A 23,321-nucleotide genomic window follows, 5' to 3' on the forward strand; every position below is an offset into this window, starting at 1 on the left:
CATAAAATTAAAACAGTTAGGCCAACTAATAAATAATAAAATGAATTATCTGTTGAAAAAATAACAAAACCCCAAAGATAGACCAACAAACTCAACACCAAAAAGGCATTTGCCCTAAGTTTTTCAGGAAAAAATACAACTAATGATTAACACCTACTCTCAAGATAATAGGGAATTTAAGTTTGACCTTTTCCTGATTGTCCCAAAGTTCCTGAAATTGCTCCTTTACCAAAGCCAGAGGACTTTCCCTGTGAGCCCTTTCATAATGTTTAACCGCTGACCAAGTATTTAAATACCCCATAAACTGATCAAAGGTCCAATGATATTCCATACTTAGTTCAGGAGACCGGATAATCCCAAAATCAAAGGGAATACCTTCATAGTTTTGTTCAATATATTTTCTTTCGAGGTCCCAGTAATTTCCTAGGATGTTTTCATATAAATTGCCAAGGTGCTTTTCTCCTCCCTCCAACTGAACCAATCCATATCCTATCAAAGCTATAATTCCTCGGGATTTTAAGCTTCTTTTGACTTCATTAAAAAACTTTTCGAATTGAAACCAATGAACAGCCTGTGCCACGGTAATCAGATCAAAACTATTATCTGCAAACCCACTCTCTTCTGCAGACCTCAAACTATAAACAATATTATTTCTTTGAGGGGCTAAGGCCAATTGCTGGGCACTGATATCTGTAGCTTCAACACTTTCAAAATAATCAGCTAACTTTACTGCTACCTGACCATTCCCGGTTCCACAATCCCATGCTGCAGATCTGCTTGAAACCTTAGAAAGTATAAACTCATAGAGTTCATCTGGATATGCTGGACGGAACTTCCTGTAATCCGATGCGTGTCCTGAGAAATTATCCTTCACGACGGTAAACTTTTAATAGATCAATCATTACACTAAATAAGTTGCTCATACCTTGCCCTCAAATCATCTATGTCATTTTCTTCCACAAAACTCTCCTTCCCTAAATGCATGATCATTCGGGCATGTTTCTTAACAATCTTTCTTTGTTCCTCATTCTTCGAAAAATTATAAATGGTGAGCATTGCCTCCATCAATCTTATAATAACTGCTGGAGCATCTTTTCCATATTGGCGAATTTGATTAAAAGACACATTCATCACATCTTCAAAACTGATCGTCTTGGTGATCAAAAACACCTCCCCCTCTTCATCAAAGTGATAAGGACTTGGTAGTTTTGCTGAAGTCAAATAACAAATTATATCGGTCAACTTATCTATACAGGTAATGGCCGTAAAAGGGTCATTTACTCCCGGAGAAAGTGCCCTGGCCGCGACTTCCACCATCTGCCTTATCGAAAACTCTACATCTTGGGTTGAGGTCCTTTTCCGTCCTATAATAAAAAAAGACTTTACTTGATCATTTTTTTCTACCTCCAATTCATTGGCACTCAGGACCAGGGCCAAAACCTGCCCCTCAATAATGAAATTACCGGCATGTTTTTTCACCTCTACCAAACCTTCCAGATCCTTGGCTAAGTTAAAAAGACCTGTATGATCCACAGATTGCAGATAACCACTTTCCTGGGCATATACTTCCAGTTTCTCTTTTAAACTGGACTTTTTTCCGGATAATTTTTCTTCATCAATCTCTGACAGATCATTTCCATTTTCCTCCTTGGGAAATAGTCGCTTAAAATTTCTCCTGAGATTAAGATTAACATTGGAGATTACCTGATCTGCTTGAATATTCACGGAAATATGGTGTATGAAAACCACTAGCAAAAGAATATTCACGATCGCTAAAACTATGGCAAATGTAATAGAGATATTTGGGATAAAAGCCATTTCCCCGTCTGACTTAACCGCTCTAAGAACAAGGAGGCAATAGGTAAATGTTGCTATATAAGAACCTAAGACTACTTGATTGATCCGGTCATGCATGAAATTCTGCAATAAGCGAGGCCCAAATTGTGATGAAGCCAGTGTCAAGGCCACCAAGGTAATGGAAAACACCGTGCCCGCCACCCCGATCATCGCCCCTGCAATGGTAGAAAGTATACTCCGTGCTGCATCCGCTCCTCCATGCACATAAAAGCTAATTACCCCAGATGAAGCAAAATCCCAATTATTATCCAGGTATATAAAACCTGTTGCAGCAATTATAGAAGAAACTACTAGCAGTAAAGGAACAAACCAAAAAGAGGACTGAAGAATGGACCAAAAATAAATGATTTTGTTTTTCAAGACTTATCCGATTAATTCTTATCAAATATTTAATTCATAAAGTAATGATACTAGAATAGGCCAGCTTACTAATTTGACTTTTTTCTCACCACCAAAAACCAATTCGAATCATGATCCAATTCCAGATAACCATAATCATAACAGTAAACATAAACATTGCCCTTCTTATTGATATAATGATGGGTATGGTACTTGAACTGAAACCCCTCTGCCAATAACCTTTCTCTGTTCACTTTAAAAGTTCCTTCCTCCTTGCTCAGTAGCCCTTCCAATATATTCCTGTTCTTTTTCAGGGCATTATTGATATTTCTGATCTCATTATTCTTAACCGCTTTTAATTGGTTATTATAATTGTTTCTACATTGATCATCACAAAATTTCTTGTCTGCCCTGCCCTGAATATCATTCTCGCAATAGAGACATTGCTTCTTTTCATTATACATAAAAAATAAGGTTTAATTAAAAAACTAATGGAATTTACAAATCAAAGTACAGATAAGCAAATGCTTACAAACGACTACAAATGGAAAGAAACATTTATTATCCGACTAGAAATCAGCATATAAGGCAAATTTGAACCAAGCATTTACACTAATGCTCATTTTGATTTTATTCTTTAACCTAAATGATTATTGTTATGAACACTTTAAGAAACAAAGTTCAATTAATTGGCCGACTAGGCTCAAAAGCGGATTTTAAGGTATTGGATAATGGCAATGCGATGGCAAGGCTAAGCTTGGCAACCAACGAAATCTATAAAAATGCTAAAGGGGACCGCGTAGAAGACACCACCTGGCATCAACTGGTTGCTTGGGGCAAAACCGCAGAAATTATCAACAAATATACTGATAAGGGCTCTGAGATCGCCATTGAGGGAAAGCTCATCAACAGGACCTATACTGATAAAAGCGGTGTCAAAAAATACATCACGGAAATCCAAGTTAATGACCTGGTGCTATTGGGGGACAAAAGCAAGGCCGAAGCATAGTTACCTATTTTAATTTATACACTGAAGCAGTAGTGGAGGGGCACTTAAATGCCCCTCTATTACTGAAAAGGGCTAATAAACTGATATTAATTAGCTTCAAGATGCTAAACTCAATGCATCCCAAGCTCTCCTAGCCAAAACCAGAGATTAAGCAGGTTATGTTTTGGCATTTCCGGAAGATAATACTTGTACTCTGTAGCACAGGGCTGCTAATACCTCTCAAGAAAAAAAGGAAGCCACAATGTGGCTTCCTTTGCTATAAAATAAATGCTCTGTCAATTTAGCTTTTAATCATGGTCTTAGTGAATTCTACTTCGCCTGTTTCCACATTATAATAACCACCTACGACTCCGATCTCACCTGCATCATACAATTCTTTCAATACAGCACTTCTTTCCAAAATGGCATCCATGGTATGGATAATATTATGGTGTGAAACTGCTTCAACAAATTTAACATCTGTTGGTAAGCTGTCTGGCAGCTCTTTTTTAACTTCTTCAATTGAAGGAGTAACTTTATTTAAAAGACCAGTAAGGTTACCCATTTTCACTCCTGCACAAGCACCATTTATTGCTCCACACTTACTATGGCCCAACACCACCACAAGTTTAGACCCAGCCACTTTGCAGGCATATTCCATACTACCCAAAATGTCTTCGTTTGCCACATTTCCAGCGATTCTTGTACTAAAGATATCTCCCAATCCCTGGTCAAAAATTAATTCAGCAGATGTTCTACTATCGATACAACTCAACACAATTGCAAAAGGCCATTGCCCATCTTTGGTATCATTCACCTGCTCAAGCAGATTCCTGTTATACTTTAGATTATTCACAAATCTTTGGTTCCCCTCTTTCAAAAAGTCCAATGCTTTTTGTGGAGTCACTGTTGCTTGAGTTTCAGCGGTATGTGCTTTCATATTTTTATTGAAATTTCCTTTAATTAATTCGATGAATTATTGTTAATCAAATCAGTTATTACCTCTTTATGAGATGTTTTCCTATTTTTCCTATAAGTTAAAACTTCTTTATGTTCTGTGGAAACATGATTAGATTCCTCTAAGTCATTTTCCAGATTATACGCAGCTTTAAAGCCAATTAGTTTTACGGATATATTCTTTTCTGGTGCCTGAATTTCCTTAAATTCTCTAATAAGCTCCAATACATCATGCGTTACATACACAGTATCAGAAGCATCTATCACCACGCTTGCTCCTTTTGGAATATGATTCAAAGTCTGCTTAATAGCTGCCTTGTTCAAAAAGGACACCTCTTGGGCCAAGTCCACATGAATAACATCTCCATCATTATAGTCTTCTTTCTTGAAATAGTATACTCTTTTGGCATTGCCTTTTAGTACAAAGAAAACACTGATAACTATACCCAAAGCGACCCCTTTCAATAGGTCCAAAAAGACTACTGCTCCTAGCGTCGCCACAAATGGCAAGAACTGGTATTTCCCTTGATTCCAAAAATAAGTAAAAGTTGAAGGCTTGGCTAATTTATAACCAATCAACAACAAAATCGCAGCTAAAGTAGCTAATGGCACTTTATTTAAAATAACGGGGATTGTCAAAACACTTATCAATAAGAATATACCATGAATAACTGCCGACATCTTTGACTTAGCTCCCGAATTAACGTTTGCCGTAGTCCTGACTACCACTGAAGTCATTGGTAGCCCTCCAATCAATCCACTGACCATATTCCCTATTCCTTGCGCTTTCAATTCCACATTGGTATTGGTCACCCTTTTCATCGGATCCATACGGTCTGCGGCTTCTATACACAATAAAGTTTCAATCGATGCAACGATTGCAATGGTTATGGCTACAATCCAAACTTCAGGATTAGCTACAGCTCCAAATTTAGGAAGGGTAATTAAATTTTTAAAATCTTCTGTAGAAGTAGGGACAGGTAAACTAACAAGGTATTTCTCTCCTATCGCTAAAGAGCTGCCTGACATGATCAAAAACTCATTTACTAATACCCCACATATCACAGCTACTAAAGCAGCCGGTACCAGTTTTAATTTTTTCAATGCAGGAATTTTATCCCAAGCAATCAATATCGCCAGAGAAATAGCAGTCACCAAGATCACTCCTGGCTGAATATCCGTAAAAGAAGCAGCAATATCAGAGAAAATGGCCAAACCACCTCCAATTTCCACATCTGATCCTAGTGCCACAGGTATTTGCTTAATAAAGATAATTACCCCAATACCTGCAAGCATACCCGTTATGACATTGCTTGGAATATAATTAGATATACTGCCTGCACGCAAGAAACCCAATAGAAGTTGTATAAGACCTGCTAAAACGACTGATACCAAAAATATATCAAATCCACCCAAATCCTGAATGGCTACAATTACAATAGCGGTCAGACCTGCAGCAGGACCAGAAACGCTTATATGAGATTGGCTCAAAAACCCAACAACAATACCGCCAACTATTCCAGTAATGATTCCTGAAAATAATGGTGCACCAGATGCCATTGCTATCCCCAAACATAATGGAAGTGCCACAAGAAATACTACAAGACCAGATGGCAAGTCTGACTTGAGGTTTGCAAAGAGATTAGTCTTCTTTGTCATAAAATTTTATTTTTTTATTCGTAATTTAAATAAGGCGCAAAACATCTCCCGAAACACTTTTTTATTTGCTTCAAAAGAATCCCTCTGTATAAAAAGGAATTTTTAGCTTGCCTAAATTCAGCTCAAATTGGCTGTAAAATATTACGAAAGTTCTGGAGGTGGGCAGAATTGATCCCTTAGGACGAAATGATAATCTTGTATCCGGTGGAAATTCAAATCAGAATTAATATTCGACTGAGCCAGTATGGCATCCCAGCAGACAGATTTGTCCACAAAATCTTCCTTTTCTAGTTTATGATTTTCATGGCTTTCCTCCTCTTCTTCTTCCACCATTGAATAACAAATAGAAACATCAATTTGATCATCGATCAAAGCTATGGTACTGGGACCAATTACCAAAAATGCAAAAATCACCAAAAAAATGGTGGCAATAGTTTTTCTATATGTTGAATAATCTGTCAAAGGCTATTTTTTTCTAGTTTATTATTTCCAAAAGTATGCAAAAGTTTAGAAAACCTACGGATATAATAAGACAAATGTTCCTGTATAGATTAATTAATCACAAAATCGAACAAGTCTATTCCTTTGTTTTAATCTTTGATTTTCTCATATTTTTTTATGAACGGTGTGAATCATACCTATTAACCGGCAATTTTTCTTTTAATTGGATAATCTTTTGATCCCAATCGCCCATTGCTTCCAAAGCCTCCAAACTGTCCAATAATTGTTCTTCCTTCCGGATGCCTGAAACTATAGAAGTCACCGCAGGCTGTTCTAGCAAATACTTCAAGATCAAGCCCGCTCTTTCTACCAAACTTGAACTTAGAGCAGCTAATTTCCCTTTTATATTTTCGACCTCGCTCTCAGACCAATTAAGATACGGTTGTACAGGTTTATCCAACAATAAACCTTTGGCATAGGCCCCTCTAACAAGGACACTAATATCATTCTTAGCAAGTAATTCCAAGCATTCCTCTTCAGGCCTCCTGTCCAACAAACTATATTGCATCATTACAGCAACCATATTAGATTTTTCGGTATAACTCTTGATTACATTTGGTCGAATAGAAGAAATGCCATATTCTCTGATTTTCCCCACCTGCTTCAAATGCTCAAATGCTTCAATCGTTTCATCGATAGGGTCATCCATGGTTCCTCCATGCAATTGATACAAATCGATATAATCTGTCTGTAGCCTCTCAAGGCTTTTATCCACTGCTTTTAAGATATAGGATTTTCGGGGATTCCAGTCCCAACCATTTCCATCAGTTCGCAACTGGTTTCCTACTTTTGTAGCAAGAACGACTTCCTTTCTTATTCCTTTCAAGGCATCTCCTACAAGCTTCTCATTTTCTCCGCCATCATATAGGTCTGCTGTATCAAAATAGTTGATCCCTTGGTCAAAAGCTTCACGCAATAATGCCCTATCATCTGATTTACTACCTTTCAATGACATACACCCAAAAGACAGTTCAGATACTTTTATGGGAGATTTTCCTAGTTGATGATAATTCATTATAACCCTTTTTCTATTTTTTATTTCAATTTATATCGCATCATTATCACTCCTTAATTTTACCAGAGCAAATGAACACTTGGCTTAATATATTCATTGTAAACTTCCCTCACTTTATTCATTTGATCAGAATTCAAGCGAGGTAATTGACCCGCATTGACATTTGAAACCACCTGTTCTACTTTAGAAGCTCCAGGAATAACAGTACTCACTTGATCAAACATCAAAATCCACCTTAAGGCCCAAGAAGCCAGTACCCCATTGTCCTCAAACACAGGCTTTAGCTGCTCCACAGCCTTAAGGCCTGTTTCAAAATCAACTCCTGAAAATGTCTCGCCTTTATCAAATGCTTCTCCATTTCTATTAAAATCCCTGTGATCATTTTTATCGAAAGTGCTCGATGCATCCATTTTGCCACTTAAAAGCCCACTGGCCAATGGTACTCGAGCTATAATACCAATATTTTTTTCTTCGGCATCCTTAAAAAACTCTTCCAAAGGTTTCTGCCTAAACATGTTAAAAATTATCTGAACAGTCGAAACATTTGGATATTTTATTGCCTGTTTGGCTTCTACCACTTTTTCTACACTTACACCAAAATAACGAATCTTCCCTTCATCCTTTAGTCTATCAAACAACTCAAAAATTTCATCTCTATAAAAAACCTCTGTTGGAGGACAATGCAATTGAATTAGATCCAAGGTCTCCAACTGCATATTTTCTAAACTAGCCTCGACATATGCCCTGAGTACCTTTGGCGTGTAACCTTCAGCTACATGTGGATTAATTTGTCTGCCACATTTGGTCCCAATATATATATCCTCAGACCGTTCTTTTAAAACTTTCCCGACCGCATGTTCACTAGCTCCATCATCATATACATCCGCTGTATCTAAAAAATTCACCCCTTCATCAATCGCTTTATTAATAATTCTCGAAGCTGCCTTTTCATCAAAAGCACCGCCCCAGCCTCCACCTACTTGCCATGTTCCCAATGATATTTCTGACACCTTTAATCCGGTTTTACCTAAAGTCCTATATTCCATAACTATTTCACACTATTAAATTAACTGTTCATACCTTTGAAAATGTCTATTGATGTATTAATTTCAAACTTTGTATTTTAAAATACAAAAGGCCAATAGCTCTAAAACATAATCAATCTTGTTGACCCAAAAAACATTCATGAACATTTTTCTATCTTGGAGTGTAATTGACAACAAAACTATTTAACTATGAACGCTAGAAGAAAATTTCTCAACTATTTCTCCTTATTGGGCTCTGGTATTTTATTATCCACTAATACTATAGCCAAACCTAAAAAAGATTTTATGATTCATCAAGTATACTTCTGGCTAAAAGACCCTGAAAAAGACATGAAGAGTTTTATCAATGGCTGTGAAGATTTAATTAAAATAAAGAGTATCAAAAAAGCCTATATTGGACTCCCCGCTGTAACTGAGAGAAGGGAGGTAGTAGACCACTCTTTCCACGTTTCCTTGACAGTACATTTTAGTAGTCTGGAAGACCATAATATTTACCAATTGGCAGCAATCCATAAAAAATTCATAGCTGACCATGAGGAAAAGTGGGAAAAAGTACAAGTTTATGACACCAAAATTCAATAATACTCATTATTAAATGCTATTTTGTTTTTTAAATATATAGTTCTGGGCTGACCTTTAAATAAATCGCGAAGGTCAGCCAACTTTGTAAATGAAAAGTAACCTCTTCATATTATCCCTTTTTACTGTTTTGCTTTTCACAAGCATAGATGTTCTATCATTCCAGATAAGCTCGCCACAAAATGACCTTTCCCAAGAAGGAAAAATAGACAGTTTGAACAACTGGGTGGAAAAAAACATTGAAAAAGACATCAATAATGCACTCAGTAATTCCTTAAATGCACTGGAGCTATCAAAAGGCATTGATTATCCGCTAGGGGAAGCACAGAGCATGATTAACTTGGGATGGATTTATTATAGAATGGATGACTATCTTAAAGCGATAGACTTTGCTTTTAAAGGTCATCAAAGTATTATCCCATTGAACAAACCCAATTTGACCATCCGCTCATTTTTTAACATCGGGGCAATTTATAGTGAAGGAAGTGGTCAACTTGAGTTAGCCTTGGAATATTTTGAGGAAGCTTATGAAAGAAGTGTTGCTGTTGAGGATAGAGCCATGAGCGGCCGCGCCTTGAACAACCGTGCTTTTATCCTTGCTCAATTGGGAAGATATGATGAGGCATTGGAATTGATTAATCCATTTTTAGCAGACAAAAAAGATGATTTTCTTGAATCCTATGCCAGAAGAACTCTGGGAGACATTCAAAAAGTACAAGGTGATACAACAGGAGCTATTGATAATTATCTCTCTGCTTATCAAATTCTGGAAAAAGAACAGTCCTATTCTACGCTCACTAGCTGTATCATAAGACTGGCTGAACTCTACCTTGCTACTGGGCAAAATTACAAGGCAAAATTATACTTGGACAAAGGTGAAATCATAAGTAAGAACAACCACTTTAGGGAACAGTTTATCACCATAAACCAACTCTATTCTACTTTCTATGAAAACCTAGAGAACTGGAAAGAAGCTTTATATTACCAGAAAAAATATGCCTCCTTACAGGATAGCATAACTAGTCAAATGAATTCAAAAAACATGGGGCGCATGGAGGCCAAAATTGATTTTGATCAAAGACTAAATGCTATTAATACGGAAATGGCCTTAAACGAAAAGCTAATCAATGAAAAACTCCAACAGCAAATATTTAGGCGAAATATATTTTTAGCCGGTTTTATTATCATGTTGGTATTGGTCACTATTGTGTTATTCACTTCCTATAGGATTCGCAGGTCGAAATATCAGGCAGAATCTGCCAATAGAGCCAAATCTGATTTTATCTCAAGTATGAGTCATGAAATCAGAACGCCCTTAAATGGCGTAATAGGCTTCTCAGATCTACTTAACTCAACACCCCTTGATGCCAATCAAAAACAGTATATCACCTTGATCAATCAATCAGCAAAATCCTTGATGGAAATTGTAAATGATATCCTGGATTTTTCAAAAATTGAGGCTGGCAAACTGGAAATTGAGCTTTCCCAAACCAATTTATATGATCTGGGTATAGAAACGGTTAACCTAGTTGCGTTTCAAGCACATCAAAGGTCTATTGAATTAATTTTAGATATCGATGAGCATATCCCAAAATTGGTCTTGGCAGATCAGGTGCGTATCAAGCAAATACTGATCAATTTATTGAGTAATGCCGTAAAGTTCACAAATAAGGGAGAAATTATCCTGAAAATTGAGCGATTGGGTGAAGAGCTTGAAAATTTTTCCAAGATCAGGTTCACCGTGAGCGATACCGGAAAAGGAATTGAACCTGACAATCAAGAAAAAATCTTCAGTGCATTTACCCAAGAGGATTCATCTACTACAAGAAAATTTGGAGGAACAGGCCTAGGATTAGCAATATGTAAAAAACTGCTCAATATGATGGGCGGAAAAATTTACCTTAAGAGCGAATTAAATAAAGGAAGTACATTTTGGTTCGATATTAATTTTGAAACACTTGAAGAAAGACAAAAAGAACCCGCATTACCAATCGAAAACCTTTATGCGCTAATCATTGAAAAAAATCAAATACATGGAAAAGTAATCCAAGAAAATCTATCTTATCTTGGTGCTTCTTCCACTCTGGCACTTGACCAAGAAGAAGCTGAAAAACTCCTTCAAAACTCAGCCCCATACAACCTTATTCTGGTCAATCAACACTTGAAAGATGGAAATGGTACCCAGTTTATACAAAGACTTAAAACAGAACTGAAGTTAATTTCAAATGAGCCCAAAGTCATCTTGATGCACGATGCCTTTATTCAAAATTCCAGCATTCCCGAACATATAGATGCCCTTCTGATAAAACCTTATAAAAAGCCAGATTTCCTTCAGGTTCTTAATAAATTATTTGATCAGGAGGACTCCAAAGTCTCATTCGATCAAAATATCACTAGTCAAGAAGACTTAGAACAATTGAAAGAAATTTCGCCTTCTATTTTAATCGCTGAGGACAATCAAGTCAATATGATCTTAACTAAAAAGTTGCTTCATAATTTTATTCCTAAAGCGGTAATCTTAGAAGCAAAAAATGGTAAAAAGGTTATAGAGGTATATAACGAAAATGAAGTAGACATAATTTTTATGGATATTCAAATGCCTGTCTTAAATGGATATGAAGCTACTGATGCTATCAGGAAGATAGAATCCAAAACCGGTAAGCATACCCCTATCATAGCACTGACTGCTGGAATTCTCAACAATGAAAGGCAGAAATGTTTAGAGGCGGGATTGGATGATTATACATCAAAACCAATGAATAAAAAGGACATTGGCAAAATACTTCACCAATGGCTACTTGAAAAAATCAGTTGATCATTCACCTAACAAAAACTCATCAGATGAATGACCAAACTACAATTAACTTACTTTTTCTATAACCAGATTATGATTGGTATAAATACAAATATCCGCAGCAATATTTAAGCTTTCACGAACCATTTCCTCTGCTGATAAATGTGGGGCAAACTTCTTCAAGGCCCTAGCTGCAGACTGAGCATACATACTACCAGAACCAATAGTTGCAACAGATTCATCAGGTTCAATTACATCACCAGTACCTGAGATAATCAATACATCATCAGCATCTGCAACGATCATCATTGCTTCTAGTTTACTCAGCATACGATCCGTTCTCCACTCCTTGGCCAACTCCACTGCCGCCCTTTTCATATTATTCCCAAAAGCTCCCAATTTCTCTTCAAACTTTTCCAAAAGTGTAAAAGCATCTGCAGTAGAACCAGCAAAGCCCGTAACAATTTTACCATCCTGAAGCTTTCTCACCTTTTTGACACTGCTCTTGGCGATGGTATTACCTAAAGTAGCCTGACCATCAGCTCCAATAACCACTTCTCCATTATGCTTAATCGCCACTACTGTGGTTGATCTTAATTTCTCCATAGCGTATTAAAATGTTTGCTTGCCAAATCGACAAAAACCATACTAAAAGAAAAAGTCCTGTCAGGAAAATACCAAACAGGACTTTTTGACATATTTTGTTCCCCTTAGCTCATAGCTTTAGGGAGTTTTCATTAAATCAAAATTCTAACAGGATCTTCCAGTAGTCCTTTCAAGGTTTTCAGGAATGCAGAACCGACAGCGCCATCCACTACCCTATGGTCACAAGAAAGGGTCACTTTCATCACATTCCCAACCTGCATCTGACCATTTTTAACGACAACGGTTTCCTTGATGCCACCTACCGCAAGGATACATGCATCTGGTGGATTTACAATTGCAGTAAATTCTTCGATACCAAACATTCCCAAGTTAGAAATGGTGAAGGTATTTCCTTCCCAATCCTTAGGCTGCAATTCTTTATTTTTTGCTTTCCCACCCAAAGATTTAGCTTCTTGTGAAATCTGAGAAAGGGTCTTTCCATCAGCAAATCTAATCACTGGTACCAAAAGGCCTTCTTCCACAGCCACAGCCATACCTATATGGACATGGTCATTGTATCTGATTTTATCTCCCAACCAACTAGAGTTAACCTTTGGATGTTGACGAAGTGCTGCAGCCGTAGCTTTGATCACCATATCATTAAAGGAAATCTTCACTGGAGCGATTTCGTTCATGCTCTTACGTGCTTCGATTGCCTTATCCATGTTGATTTCCATGGTCAAATAGAAGTGCGGAGCTGAGAACTTACTCTCTGCCAATCGCTTGGCAATGGTCTTTCTCATTTGGGAAACCTTCTCCTCAGTAAAAGACTCCTGGCCAATTGCTGCAGTTCCAGCAGCTGGTGCTGCAGTGGCTGAAGCAGCTTGTACAGATGCTGGATCAAAGTTCTCTACATCCCTTTTGATTATTCTTCCACCTTCTCCTGAACCTGAGATCAAGGAAATCTGAACACCTTTTTCTTCAGCCATCTTTTTGGCTAAAGGAGAAGCTTTTACCCTTCCATTATCAGTTGTATTGCTACCAGTGCTCGTAGCTGCTTTTGGAGCTTCAGCTTTTTCGGCAGGCTTTGATGCTGCTTTTGGAGCTTCCTCCTTCTTTTCTTCTTTAGGAGCTGGTTTTTCTTGGGCTGGAGCAGACTGTTGTGCATGAGCTTTCAACAATGTTTCATAATCCGCACCTTTCTCACCAATTACAGCGATCACTCCATCAATTTCCACACTATCACCTTCCTGAACACCAATATGCAATAATACACCATCGTCGTATGACTCAAGCTCCATCGTTGCCTTATCGGTTTCTACCTCTGCAAGGATATCACCAGATTTCACTTCATCTCCTTCTTTCTTCAACCAAGCAGCAATGGTTCCCTCTTGCATGGTATCACTCATTTTAGGCATGGTGATCAGGGTAGCATTGATTCCTGAAGTATCTATTTCTTCCGTTGATTCAGAAGCAGCTTCAGCAGCTGGCTCCTCTTTGGTTTCTTCTTTAGCTGAATCTGAGGTAGTAGTTCCTCCACCACCTTCAATATCTTTCAAAAGATTGTCGATATTCTCCCCTTTTTCACCTATGATGGCAATCACTCCATTAACAGGCACTGCATCTTTTTCTTCAACACCAATATGCAACAATACTCCCTCATCATAAGACTCCAGCTCCATAGTCGCTTTATCAGTTTCTACTTCAGCGAGAATATCTCCAGCTTTTACTTCGTCTCCTACTTTCTTTAACCAAGCAGCGATTACACCTTCTTCCATGGTGTCGCTCATTTTGGGCATTCTTATTACTTCGGCCATAAGTTATCTATATCGAATTCAATTTTTCAGCAAGTCAAAAATAGTTCTTAAAATATCCATATTCAAATTTAATAATAGTAATTTCAATATCATTAAGTAGGAAAACGAATCTCTCAGTTAAAAAATGCCATTAATTAAAAATACCAGTTACAGCGGCCCAGCAATATTATTTAACGGTCATTTGCAAACGATCATCCCAGGACTTTTCAGAAAACCGCTTCTATTACCCTTTGAAAGACAAAGAATTACTACAGATGACGGGGATTTTCTTGACCTGGACTTATTAAAAAATGGCGCCAATAAAATAGTGATTATTACTCATGGATTGGAAGGTGACAGCAGGAGACCATATATGTCCGGTATGGCCAAACATTTTTTTCAACATGGTTATGATGTACTCACCTGGAACTTTAGGGGATGTAGTGGGGAGCTTAACAACAAACCTTTTTTTTATCACTCGGGAGCTACCTATGACCTGGATGAAGTCATCAAATATATAGAAAAAGATTATCAGGAAATTTTCCTAATAGGCTTTAGCCTAGGAGGCAACCTCACCTTAAAATACTTGGGAGAGCCAATAGAGCGACTCAATAAAATCAAAAAAGCCGTCGCCATTTCCGTTCCTCTTCACTTAAAAAGCAGCTGTATAAAAATATCTACGGGAGAAAACATCATCTATTCAAATAGATTCCTCAGGACACTCAAGCAAAAGGTGCGATTAAAATCCCAAGTATTTCCCGAATCCATAGATATTTCCAATTTGGACAACATCAAAACCCTGCATGAATTTGACGATAAATACACTGGTCCCATGCATGGCTTCAATGATGCAAACCACTACTATGATAAATGCTCTTCCCTGTACTTTTTGGAAGGAATTCAAATCCCTACACTCATCCTAAATGCCCAAAACGATCCATTCCTGAGCACAAAATGCTTCCCTTTTGAATTAGGTCATTCATTGGAACAAATCTATATGGAATTCCCTGAAGTTGGGGGACATGTAGGCTTCAGCCCAAGAAAAAGAAAAGAAATATATTGGTCTGAAAAAAGAGCATTTGAATTTATCAGTTCGGATGATTAATTTACAACAACTTATGGACCAAAATTATGTGTGAAAGATATTCCTTAGGCAAGACCCAACAGGATCTTGAGTCGCGGTATGAAGCAGAATTACTGGATGAATTTCATCCAAGATACAATATAGCTCCAACACAACTACTCCCTGTCATTACTTCAGACAGCCCTAAGGGCTTTTCTCATTTTTATTGGGGAATCACTCCTGATTTTGCCAAAAACAAGCCTGTTTCTCCAAAGTTCATAAATGCACCTTCAGAAACAGCTCCCACCAAAGCTTCCACAAAATCGGCCTTTCAGAAAAGACGCTGCATCATCCCTGCTGATGGCTATTATTCCTGGAAAAGAGTGGGAAAAAAAACAAAAATCCCCCATCGTTTCACCCTAGAAGACAATTCCTTATTTTCATTTGCTGGAATCTGGGAAGAATTCGAAAATGATAAAGGAGGCACTAACCACACATTTTTGATACTTACAGTGCCCGCTAATAAAATCAACAAGGAGTTTGGGGATCGGATGCCGGTAATTTTCACTAAGGATCAAGAAAAAATCTGGCTGGACAAATACAGTTCATTAGACCAACTTACGGAAACACTGCTTCCCTACCCTACGGAACAAATGCTGACCTACCCTGTTTCGCCAGCAGTAAACCAAATCAGTGTTGATGCTGAATACCTTATTAAAAGGACCAGCCCAATGGACCAGTTTGGCAACTATACACTCTTTGGATAAATCACCTTTTCTCTTTTGAACAAGGCACTTCCTGTGTATTTTTGTTCAAAGAATGCAATTTTGCAACCCTATAGCCTTCAAATCAGTTAGATTTTGAAGGATATTTATCCTACCATTAATTAAGCTTTTATGAAAAAATCCAAAATAGCAGGTGTTGGGCATTATGTGCCTGACAATATTGTCACCAATGATGATCTTACTAAAATCATGGACACCAGTGATGAATGGATCATTGAACGTACAGGAATAAAGCAGAGGAGATGGTTTACCCCCGGCGTGGACACTGTTGCAAATATGTCTGCTAAAGCTTCTAAAATGGCTGTTGAAAGAGCGGGAATAGCCATGGAGGATATTGACTTCATTATCTTTGCCACAAGTACACCCGATTATTTTGCCCCTGGAAATGGTGTTTTGGTCCAAAGAGAATTGGGACTTCAGGGAATTGGAGCATTGGATATCAGAAATGCTTGCTCAGGCTTTCTTTATGGCTTGTCTGTTGCAGATCAGTTTATCAAAACAGGCATGTACAAAAATATCCTTCTTATAGGAGCTGAAATTCAATCCAGCGCTTTGGACAAAAGTACAGCAGGCCGGTCCAATGCAGTCATTTTTGCTGATGGTGCCGGCGCAGCCGTGATACAGGTTACCGATCAACCTCAATCAGGAATACTATCTACCCACCTACACGCAGATGGTGATTATGCTGAAGAGCTTTATCTTAAAGATCCTGGTAGCAGTAGAGAAATTAGACTTTCCCCAGAAATCATCAATGACCCTAGTTTCCGCATGCAAATGAATGGAAATGTAGTTTTTAAACATGCGGTCGTTCGATTCCAAGAAGTTATTAACGAGGCCCTAGACGCCAATGGAAAGACCAAAAACGATATTGATTTATTGGTTCCTCACCAGGCCAACTTAAGAATCAGTCAATATATTCAACAGAAATTTCACTTACCTGACGAGAAAGTTTTTAATAATATCATGCATTATGGAAACACTACGGCAGCAACCATTCCGCTAGCCCTAAGTGAAGCTTGGGAACAAGGCAAAATTAAAGATGGAGACCTTATTTGTCTTGCTGCCTTTGGAAGTGGCTTTTCATGGGCCTCTGCACTATTAAATTGGTAATCTGTTATGGAGGAAATCAATATTGAATTATTAGAAAATCAATCCCTTCAAAATCAAATCCATCTACTAAAAGAACAATTTATTGGTCTATTCACTTCAGTAGCCAATCAAATTCCTGATGCGGAACTCACTTTATTACATCCTCATCATAAGGGAAAAAAAATCAGCAAGGGCAATGAACTCCAACATTGCCCCTATCAAGTACTGGATATAGTCAGGGACTTTGATAAAAAAAGCGGATTCAATATCAGGTTGCTCAATTGGTGGGGACATGGGCTTTATATTTTCATTTATCATGGCGCTGAAAAAATTCCAACATCAGATCAATACCATTCCTATTTATCCAATGCTTATAATATCAGCCTTACTGGCTCTCCATGGGATTATAAAGGAATGATCATCCACCAGATGCAAACCAATGAAGTTCCCTTCGAAGGGATTCCTACACATATCAATAAACTAAAGCATCTGCAGTTGATAAAAAAAATAGCTTACAAAGCTACCATAGAGGAATTAGAAAAAACAATAATGAAGGAATGGAGGACAATAAAGAAGTTTAAGGGTGGTGAATGATTTTATGAGAATAAATGATAATTTAGGAAAAGAATATAAATAAAATCTGATCTACTTACAGACAGTTGAAAGAAATCAAGAAAAACCAATGAAGTACCTAATTGCACTGTTCTTTATTTTTAGCCATGCTTATCTTGCATTTGGGCAAGGCCAAACCGTTAGAATTTTCAATGCCGATTCAAGTGTAGTAGCCACAGGTGTGGTTCTCAACGGTAAAATGAATGGGCTTTGGAAATTGAAAAATCCCAAAAACGGTAAATTAATTGAAGAAGGGTATCTAAGCGACGGAAAAAAAGATGGCGTTTGGACGACCTACCATGCTAACGGAAAACCAGCTATTGTTGCTGAATATAAAAACAACAAACTCAATGGCAACTTAAACCAATACGATTCCAATGGTTTTCTGATCATTGATGCAATCTACAAAGACAGCGTAGCTGTGGGTGATTACAAAGAATATTATGGCAGCAATGTGGTCTTATATGAACAAAACGCTGGTAAAGTAGTCAAAAGAGAAGGCACCTTTAAGGAAGGTAAACCCCATGGAGACTGGCTTTCATATTATGAAAATGGCCAACTAGCCATAAAAAATAGCTATAAGAATGGAATCTTAAATGGACCTTATCTGGAATATTCTAGAGGAGGCCAATTAATCGTAGAAGTACAATACGTAGATGGAGAACCTCACGGCACTTTCAAAAGATATTCATTTAATAACATTATTGAACAGACCGGCGAATATGACCGTGGTAACAAAGTAGGCAAATGGGTCAGTTATTTTCCAGACAGCAAAGTGGTTTCAGAAGAACAAGAATATGACAGTAATGGAAATAAAACAGGCACCTGGCGATATTACTATGAAAACAAAAGGATTGCCCGTATTGAACACTATGAAAACAATATCGCAGTTGGGACCTGGGAAGAATACTTCCCTAACAAGAACCTGTCTAAAAGAAAGAACCTGTCTAAAAGAAAGACCTATGAACTGGGAGTCCCAGTAGGAGAATATATAGAAAACCACGCTGACGGAAGTGAATCCGTCAGAGGACAATACAAAGGAGGTGTAAAATCTGGATTATGGAAGAGCTATTATCCGGACGGACAACTCTACAGTATTGGAGAATACAAAAATGGTGTCAAGTCTGGCCTTTGGAAATACTTTAATAAAATAGGAATCCTCATAGCAGAAGGTGAATATCAACTGGGCTCAGAACATGGCCAATGGTTCTATTATTATGATGGAGGCCAGCTTAAATCTGTAGGAAGCTACTTTTATGGTTTTGAAGATGGAAAATGGGGACTTTTCTACGACAACAAAAATCTCACACAAGAAGAAACTTGGAGCAATGGCCGATTAATGAACATAAGTGATTACCATTCCTATGACGGTACAACAACCTTAGAGAAGGGGACCCTAAAAGAAGGTGAAGGAACTAGGATTACCTATTATACAAATGGAACCAAAGAATCTGAAGGGAACTACAGAGAAGGCAAACCTCAAGGAAAATGGACCTATTATCATAATAACGGTAAAATAGCATCTTCCGGATTAATGGAGGATGGTAAAAAAGAGGGACGTTGGAGTTATTATTCCCGATCTGGAAAACTCGCCGAAATCATTGTATTCAAAGATGACGAAGTTGTCCCTGAGAAACTTCCAGAACCAGAACTACCCTTTCAGGATTTTAACTAGAAAAATGTCCTAAATGACACCTTTTGATCAAGGGTGTCATTTATTTTTCACAGATAGCAATCAATATCACAGATTTTAAGTAATGCTATCCATTTCGATAAATAATTCGCTTTTTTGCTAAAAAATAAGTACAGTCACAGAAGGAAGTACCATAAATCTTTCATTTCATAAAGCCTTTTAAGCTATATATTTTAAAATTCCCCATTTTATCGAGTGGCACCGAATCAATATTTTAGTAAAAACAGTTTATTCTTTTTTAATTTTTTTATAAAAGTATTTTTTATATTGAGCTATATTTTGTTAATTTGAATACCCTAATAAATAAAACAAGATGAATCTAATAAATCCAAAAAAGAGCTTAGATGAAAAAGAGGGAGTAGTTGAAATAAAAAACTACCTCAACAAGATAAAAATCATCAAAAATCTTTACACCAACGGAAGTAACACAGCCAGTGAGATTTGCAATGAAGTAGGCATTAGTTTGCCAACCGTAAACTCACTGCTTACCGACCTTATTCAAGGCGGAAAACTTGTCAAACAAGGCAGAGCTGAATCACAAGGCGGAAGAAAACCAGACCTATATAGGTTGGCCTCAGATTCCTTTTATGTATTATCAGTAGACATCAGCAAATTCACTGTCCGTGCAGCTATTTACGACAGTTCCAATACCGCTGTAACTGAAACAGGCACTTTTAAGATTACCTTGAACAATGACAAGGCAACTTTTGAAAGAATCACTGATTTCATGGCTACTTATATGAAAGAATCAGGAATTGCTGAGGATAAAATTATAGCCATAGGTATTTCCATGCCAGGACTAGTAGATTCATTAAGTGGAATCAACCACACCTATCTGAAATTTGGAAAGAAAACCTTGGTGGAAAATTTTGAAGCCAAATTCAATAAAAAAGTCTTTATAGAAAATGACGCAAGGGCCATGACCTTAGCAGAATTTAAGTTCAGCCAAGGCCAAAAATACAATAATGTTTTGGGCATTTTCGTAGGCTGGGGCATTGGCCTTGGAATTATTATAGATGGCAAACTGTACCGAGGTGGAGCAGGGTTTGCAGGTGAATTTAGCCACTCTCCTATTTTTGAATCAAGGGATATCTCGTGTACCTGCGGTAAAAAAGGATGCCTGGAGGCTGTGGCATCTGGAACAGCTATGGTAAGGATGGCCGAGGAGGCTATTCTTAAAGATAGCGATTCAATTCTGAGCCGCTTAGCAAAAGAAAAGGGAGAAAGTATTGACCCTTCTCTAATTGTGGAAGCAGCACTGGCCGGTGATCAAAGAGCCATCACCATCCTTTCAGATGTAGGTTTGGACTTGGGTAGAGGTATTTCTATCCTTATCCAATTATTGAATCCTGATCTGATCATAGTAGGTGGATCCGTAGCTGAGGCCCAACAATATTTGATCACGCCAATACAGCAAGCCTTGAATATATTCAGTATGGCCAAATCAAGGGAAAAGTCTGAATTGGCACTCTATAAATTAGGTAAAGAAGTTGGTCTACTCGGAGGAGTAGCGGTAGTCATAGAGAATATTTTCGAAGACATTATTAATTGAACCACGGTATCCAAATCACATTGCCGTGACTTTAATATAAAAGCATTAACATAAAACAATTCTAAATATGCTTAGTAACTATCCTTTATCGGAAGTAGAAGAATGTTTCTTAAAAGAATCAGGTGTTGAAGAGATCACTACATTGATCCCTTACCTGACAGTAGACAATTTCCCTAAATTAGGGTTATTGACGGCATGTAGATTTTTAGAGTGGGCAGCTAACAACCCTGATGGTGTAATCAGCTTGCCTACAGGAAAAACTCCTGAGTTTTTCATTAAGTGGACTCAGTTTTTACTTGAAAACTGGGACAGTAAAAAAGGAAAAGAAATCAGAAAGCAGTATGGACTTCTTGATACCAAGAAGCCGGAATTGAAAAACCTTCATTTTGTTCAAATTGATGAGTTTTACCCAATTTCTTCTTCTCAGAATAACAGCTTTTACCATTACGTAAACAAATTCTACATTGAGGGATTTGGCCTAGATCCTGAGAAGGCACTTTTGATCAATTCCGATGAAATACCTTTAGCAGAAGGAAAGCATTTCTCGGAAATCTTCCCAGATTATAAAGTAGATTTATCATTAAGATTTAGAGAAGCCACCTCTAAACTGGAAAAATTACAGCAGGAGTCTATCTTCTTGATTGACAAATGGTGTGGTGAATTTGAGCAAAAAATCCGTGAAAAAGGCGGAATTGGCTTTTTCTTGGGTGGCATTGGCCCTGACGGCCACATTGCCTTCAACACTAGAGGATCTGATATTTTCTCTACAACTAGATTGACTGAGACCAATTTTGAAACTCAAGCTGTGGCAGCTGGTGACCTTGGTGGAATCGAAGTTTCTGCAAATAGATTGGTTATCACCATAGGTCTAGACACTATTGTCTATAATCCTGAGGCTGTAGGTATCATTATCGCTGCTGGTGAAGCTAAAGCTCAAATTGTAAAGGATTCTTTGGAAACGCCATTGGACAATGTTTTCCCTGGAACAGTTCTTCAAAAATTGAAAAATGGACGTTTTTACCTTACAAAAGGTGCAGCTTCCAAACTTACCGATAGCGTAAACACATATTACAAAAAGGGTGAGTGGACGCAAGCTAAAACTGAAAAAGCAGTTCTTGAGCTTTGTAAAAAGCTAGGCAAGTATGCTAATAGATTGACTTTGGACGAACTTAAAGCTGATCCTTATACTTCCCTTATTCCTAACCTTTCTGAAAACACCGTTGCTTCAGTAAAAGAAAGTACCGTAGCCAAATTGAATAACGGATTGGTTAAGGAAGAAAATGAAGTATTGCTTCATACTGGTCCTCACCATGATGATATATCTCTGGGTATCTTGCCTCATATCACCAATCAGTTGAGTGAAAAAACAAACGAAGCACATTTCTCCGTATTGACTTCCGGATTTACGGCAGTAACCAACACCTTCGTTATTGACACCTTGCTTCATACCAAAAAACTAATGGATGAAAACCAAATCCAGATGGTTGATTATGAAGATTTCTTTGAGGCTGGATTCAAGCTTAAGAAGGACAAGGATGTTTATCATTATTTGACCAATGTGGCTTCTGAAGATCCTGATCAACAGAAAAGAGGTCTTTGCCACAGAGTAGTTAGGGCTTTGGTAGAAATTTTCGAAGTGCCTACCAAAGACAAATTGAGAGAAACTATCAATGATGTATTAAGCATCCTGAAAAACTCTTATGATGGTGAGAAAAACCCACCAAAAATCCAGAAACTTAAAGGTATGATCCGTGAGTTCGAGGAAGAGTTGGTATGGGCTCACTTTGGTGTGAAAGTTAAGAATGTACACCACTTGAGACTTGGATTCTATACAGGTGACATCTTCACCGAGCAGCCTGAAAAAGCTCGTGACGTAGAACCAATAGTCGAGATGTTCAGAAAAGTCAATCCTACTAAGCTAAGCTTGACACTTGACCCAGAAGGTAGTGGACCTGACACTCACTATAAAGTACTTCAGGCAACAGCTGCAGCGGTTAAAGAATGGAGTAAAGAAAAAGATCTAAGCGAACTTAGAATTATCGGTTATAGAAACGTTTGGTTTAAATTTGATGCAGCAGAATCCAATGTAATTGTTCCTGTTTCATTAGGTGATCTTTCTGTAATGGAAGACTCATTTGCCAACTGCTACCTAAGCCAGGTAAATGCATCCTTCCCTAGTTATGCACACAATGGTAAATTCAGTACCATTGCCAAGCGTACTTGGGTTGACCAACTAAATGATGTTCAGTTCTTATTAGGTAAAGATTACTTCTATCAGCATGATATGGCCAAAGTTAGAGCAAGTCACGGCTTGATTTTCTTCAAGGACATGAATGTAGAAGAATTCATCGCCCACGCGAGAGAATTAGAGAAGTCTATTGAAGGTATGATCTAATCTCAAATTAAATCTT

Annotated in this window: 20 protein-coding genes; 10 read left to right on the plus strand and 10 right to left on the minus strand. The window is 37.7% G+C overall.

What is annotated here, in order from left to right; translation table 11 throughout:
- Positions 1 to 139: 139 nt before the first annotated feature.
- From H7U17_RS11640 to H7U17_RS11650, 3 genes are all read right to left on the minus strand, one after another.
- Positions 140 to 874 carry a class I SAM-dependent methyltransferase gene (locus H7U17_RS11640; protein WP_186756895.1) on the minus strand — a complete coding sequence of 245 codons (735 nt, stop codon included), beginning with the start codon at positions 872 to 874 and terminating at the stop codon, positions 140 to 142.
- 32 nt (positions 875 to 906) lie between these two features.
- Positions 907 to 2,217, minus strand: coding sequence for a DUF2254 domain-containing protein (locus H7U17_RS11645; RefSeq protein ID WP_186756896.1), 1,311 nt, complete (start codon positions 2,215 to 2,217; stop codon positions 907 to 909).
- A 68-nt stretch (positions 2,218 to 2,285) separates the two neighbouring features.
- On the minus strand, positions 2,286 to 2,660 hold the full coding sequence (locus tag H7U17_RS11650; protein ID WP_186756897.1) for a hypothetical protein: 375 nt from the start codon (positions 2,658 to 2,660) through the stop codon (positions 2,286 to 2,288).
- Between the two features lie 194 nt (positions 2,661 to 2,854).
- On the opposite strand from H7U17_RS11650, the gene H7U17_RS11655 reads away from it, so the two are divergent.
- Entirely contained in the window at positions 2,855 to 3,205 is a 351-nt protein-coding gene (locus tag H7U17_RS11655; RefSeq protein WP_186756898.1) for a single-stranded DNA-binding protein, read from the plus strand.
- Positions 3,206 to 3,485: 280 nt separating this feature from the next.
- Here the strand turns inward: H7U17_RS11655 and H7U17_RS11660 are convergent, their stop codons facing one another.
- The 5 genes from H7U17_RS11660 to H7U17_RS11680 form a co-directional block, all read right to left on the minus strand.
- Entirely contained in the window at positions 3,486 to 4,124 is a 639-nt protein-coding gene (locus tag H7U17_RS11660; RefSeq protein ID WP_186756899.1) for a carbonic anhydrase family protein, read from the minus strand.
- 23 nt (positions 4,125 to 4,147) lie between these two features.
- Positions 4,148 to 5,800 carry a SulP family inorganic anion transporter gene (locus tag H7U17_RS11665; RefSeq protein WP_186756900.1) on the minus strand — a complete coding sequence of 551 codons (1,653 nt, stop codon included), beginning with the start codon at positions 5,798 to 5,800 and terminating at the stop codon, positions 4,148 to 4,150.
- Positions 5,801 to 5,941: 141 nt separating this feature from the next.
- Positions 5,942 to 6,262, minus strand: coding sequence for a hypothetical protein (locus H7U17_RS11670; protein ID WP_230981375.1), 321 nt, complete (start codon positions 6,260 to 6,262; stop codon positions 5,942 to 5,944).
- A gap of 154 nt (positions 6,263 to 6,416) precedes the next feature.
- A complete protein-coding gene (locus H7U17_RS11675) occupies positions 6,417 to 7,316 on the minus strand; it encodes an aldo/keto reductase (RefSeq protein WP_186756901.1) in 900 nt (299 codons plus the stop codon).
- Between the two features lie 59 nt (positions 7,317 to 7,375).
- Positions 7,376 to 8,362 carry an aldo/keto reductase gene (locus tag H7U17_RS11680; RefSeq protein WP_186756902.1) on the minus strand — a complete coding sequence of 329 codons (987 nt, stop codon included), beginning with the start codon at positions 8,360 to 8,362 and terminating at the stop codon, positions 7,376 to 7,378.
- 189 nt (positions 8,363 to 8,551) lie between these two features.
- Here H7U17_RS11680 and H7U17_RS11685 point away from each other — a divergent pair, with 189 nt between their 5' ends.
- Positions 8,552 to 8,944 carry a Dabb family protein gene (locus tag H7U17_RS11685; protein WP_186756903.1) on the plus strand — a complete coding sequence of 131 codons (393 nt, stop codon included), beginning with the start codon at positions 8,552 to 8,554 and terminating at the stop codon, positions 8,942 to 8,944.
- A gap of 88 nt (positions 8,945 to 9,032) precedes the next feature.
- Positions 9,033 to 11,756, plus strand: a complete 2,724-nt coding sequence (locus H7U17_RS11690; RefSeq protein ID WP_186756904.1) for an ATP-binding protein — start codon at positions 9,033 to 9,035, stop codon at positions 11,754 to 11,756.
- Between the two features lie 45 nt (positions 11,757 to 11,801).
- Here H7U17_RS11690 and hslV read toward each other — a convergent pair whose 3' ends face one another.
- Together hslV and H7U17_RS11700 are read right to left on the minus strand one after the other, a co-directional pair.
- Positions 11,802 to 12,341 (minus strand): ATP-dependent protease subunit HslV, encoded by a 540-nt coding sequence (hslV, locus tag H7U17_RS11695; protein ID WP_186756905.1) that lies wholly within the window; start codon positions 12,339 to 12,341, stop codon positions 11,802 to 11,804.
- A gap of 131 nt (positions 12,342 to 12,472) precedes the next feature.
- A complete protein-coding gene (locus H7U17_RS11700) occupies positions 12,473 to 14,137 on the minus strand; it encodes a pyruvate dehydrogenase complex dihydrolipoamide acetyltransferase (protein WP_186756906.1) in 1,665 nt (554 codons plus the stop codon).
- Positions 14,138 to 14,261: 124 nt separating this feature from the next.
- Between H7U17_RS11700 and H7U17_RS11705 the strand changes: the two genes are divergently transcribed.
- From H7U17_RS11705 to H7U17_RS11735, 7 genes are all read left to right on the plus strand, one after another.
- A complete protein-coding gene (locus H7U17_RS11705; RefSeq protein ID WP_186756907.1) occupies positions 14,262 to 15,221 on the plus strand; it encodes a YheT family hydrolase in 960 nt (319 codons plus the stop codon).
- Between the two features lie 26 nt (positions 15,222 to 15,247).
- Positions 15,248 to 15,946: an SOS response-associated peptidase gene (locus H7U17_RS11710; protein ID WP_186756908.1), complete on the plus strand. Its 699-nt coding sequence runs from the start codon at positions 15,248 to 15,250 to the stop codon at positions 15,944 to 15,946.
- A gap of 129 nt (positions 15,947 to 16,075) precedes the next feature.
- Positions 16,076 to 17,074 carry a beta-ketoacyl-ACP synthase III gene (locus H7U17_RS11715; protein ID WP_186756909.1) on the plus strand — a complete coding sequence of 333 codons (999 nt, stop codon included), beginning with the start codon at positions 16,076 to 16,078 and terminating at the stop codon, positions 17,072 to 17,074.
- Between the two features lie 6 nt (positions 17,075 to 17,080).
- Complete coding sequence (locus H7U17_RS11720) at positions 17,081 to 17,647, plus strand: hypothetical protein (RefSeq protein ID WP_186756910.1); 567 nt, start codon at positions 17,081 to 17,083, stop codon at positions 17,645 to 17,647.
- Positions 17,648 to 17,735: 88 nt separating this feature from the next.
- Entirely contained in the window at positions 17,736 to 19,340 is a 1,605-nt protein-coding gene (locus tag H7U17_RS11725; RefSeq protein ID WP_186756911.1) for a toxin-antitoxin system YwqK family antitoxin, read from the plus strand.
- Between the two features lie 331 nt (positions 19,341 to 19,671).
- Positions 19,672 to 20,910 carry an ROK family transcriptional regulator gene (locus H7U17_RS11730; RefSeq protein ID WP_186756912.1) on the plus strand — a complete coding sequence of 413 codons (1,239 nt, stop codon included), beginning with the start codon at positions 19,672 to 19,674 and terminating at the stop codon, positions 20,908 to 20,910.
- A 67-nt stretch (positions 20,911 to 20,977) separates the two neighbouring features.
- On the plus strand, positions 20,978 to 23,305 hold the full coding sequence (locus H7U17_RS11735) for a PIG-L family deacetylase (RefSeq protein ID WP_186756913.1): 2,328 nt from the start codon (positions 20,978 to 20,980) through the stop codon (positions 23,303 to 23,305).
- Positions 23,306 to 23,321: the final 16 nt, after the last annotated feature.

It is taken from the genome of Echinicola salinicaeni (assembly GCF_014280965.1).
Lineage (GTDB): Bacteria > Bacteroidota > Bacteroidia > Cytophagales > Cyclobacteriaceae > Echinicola > Echinicola salinicaeni.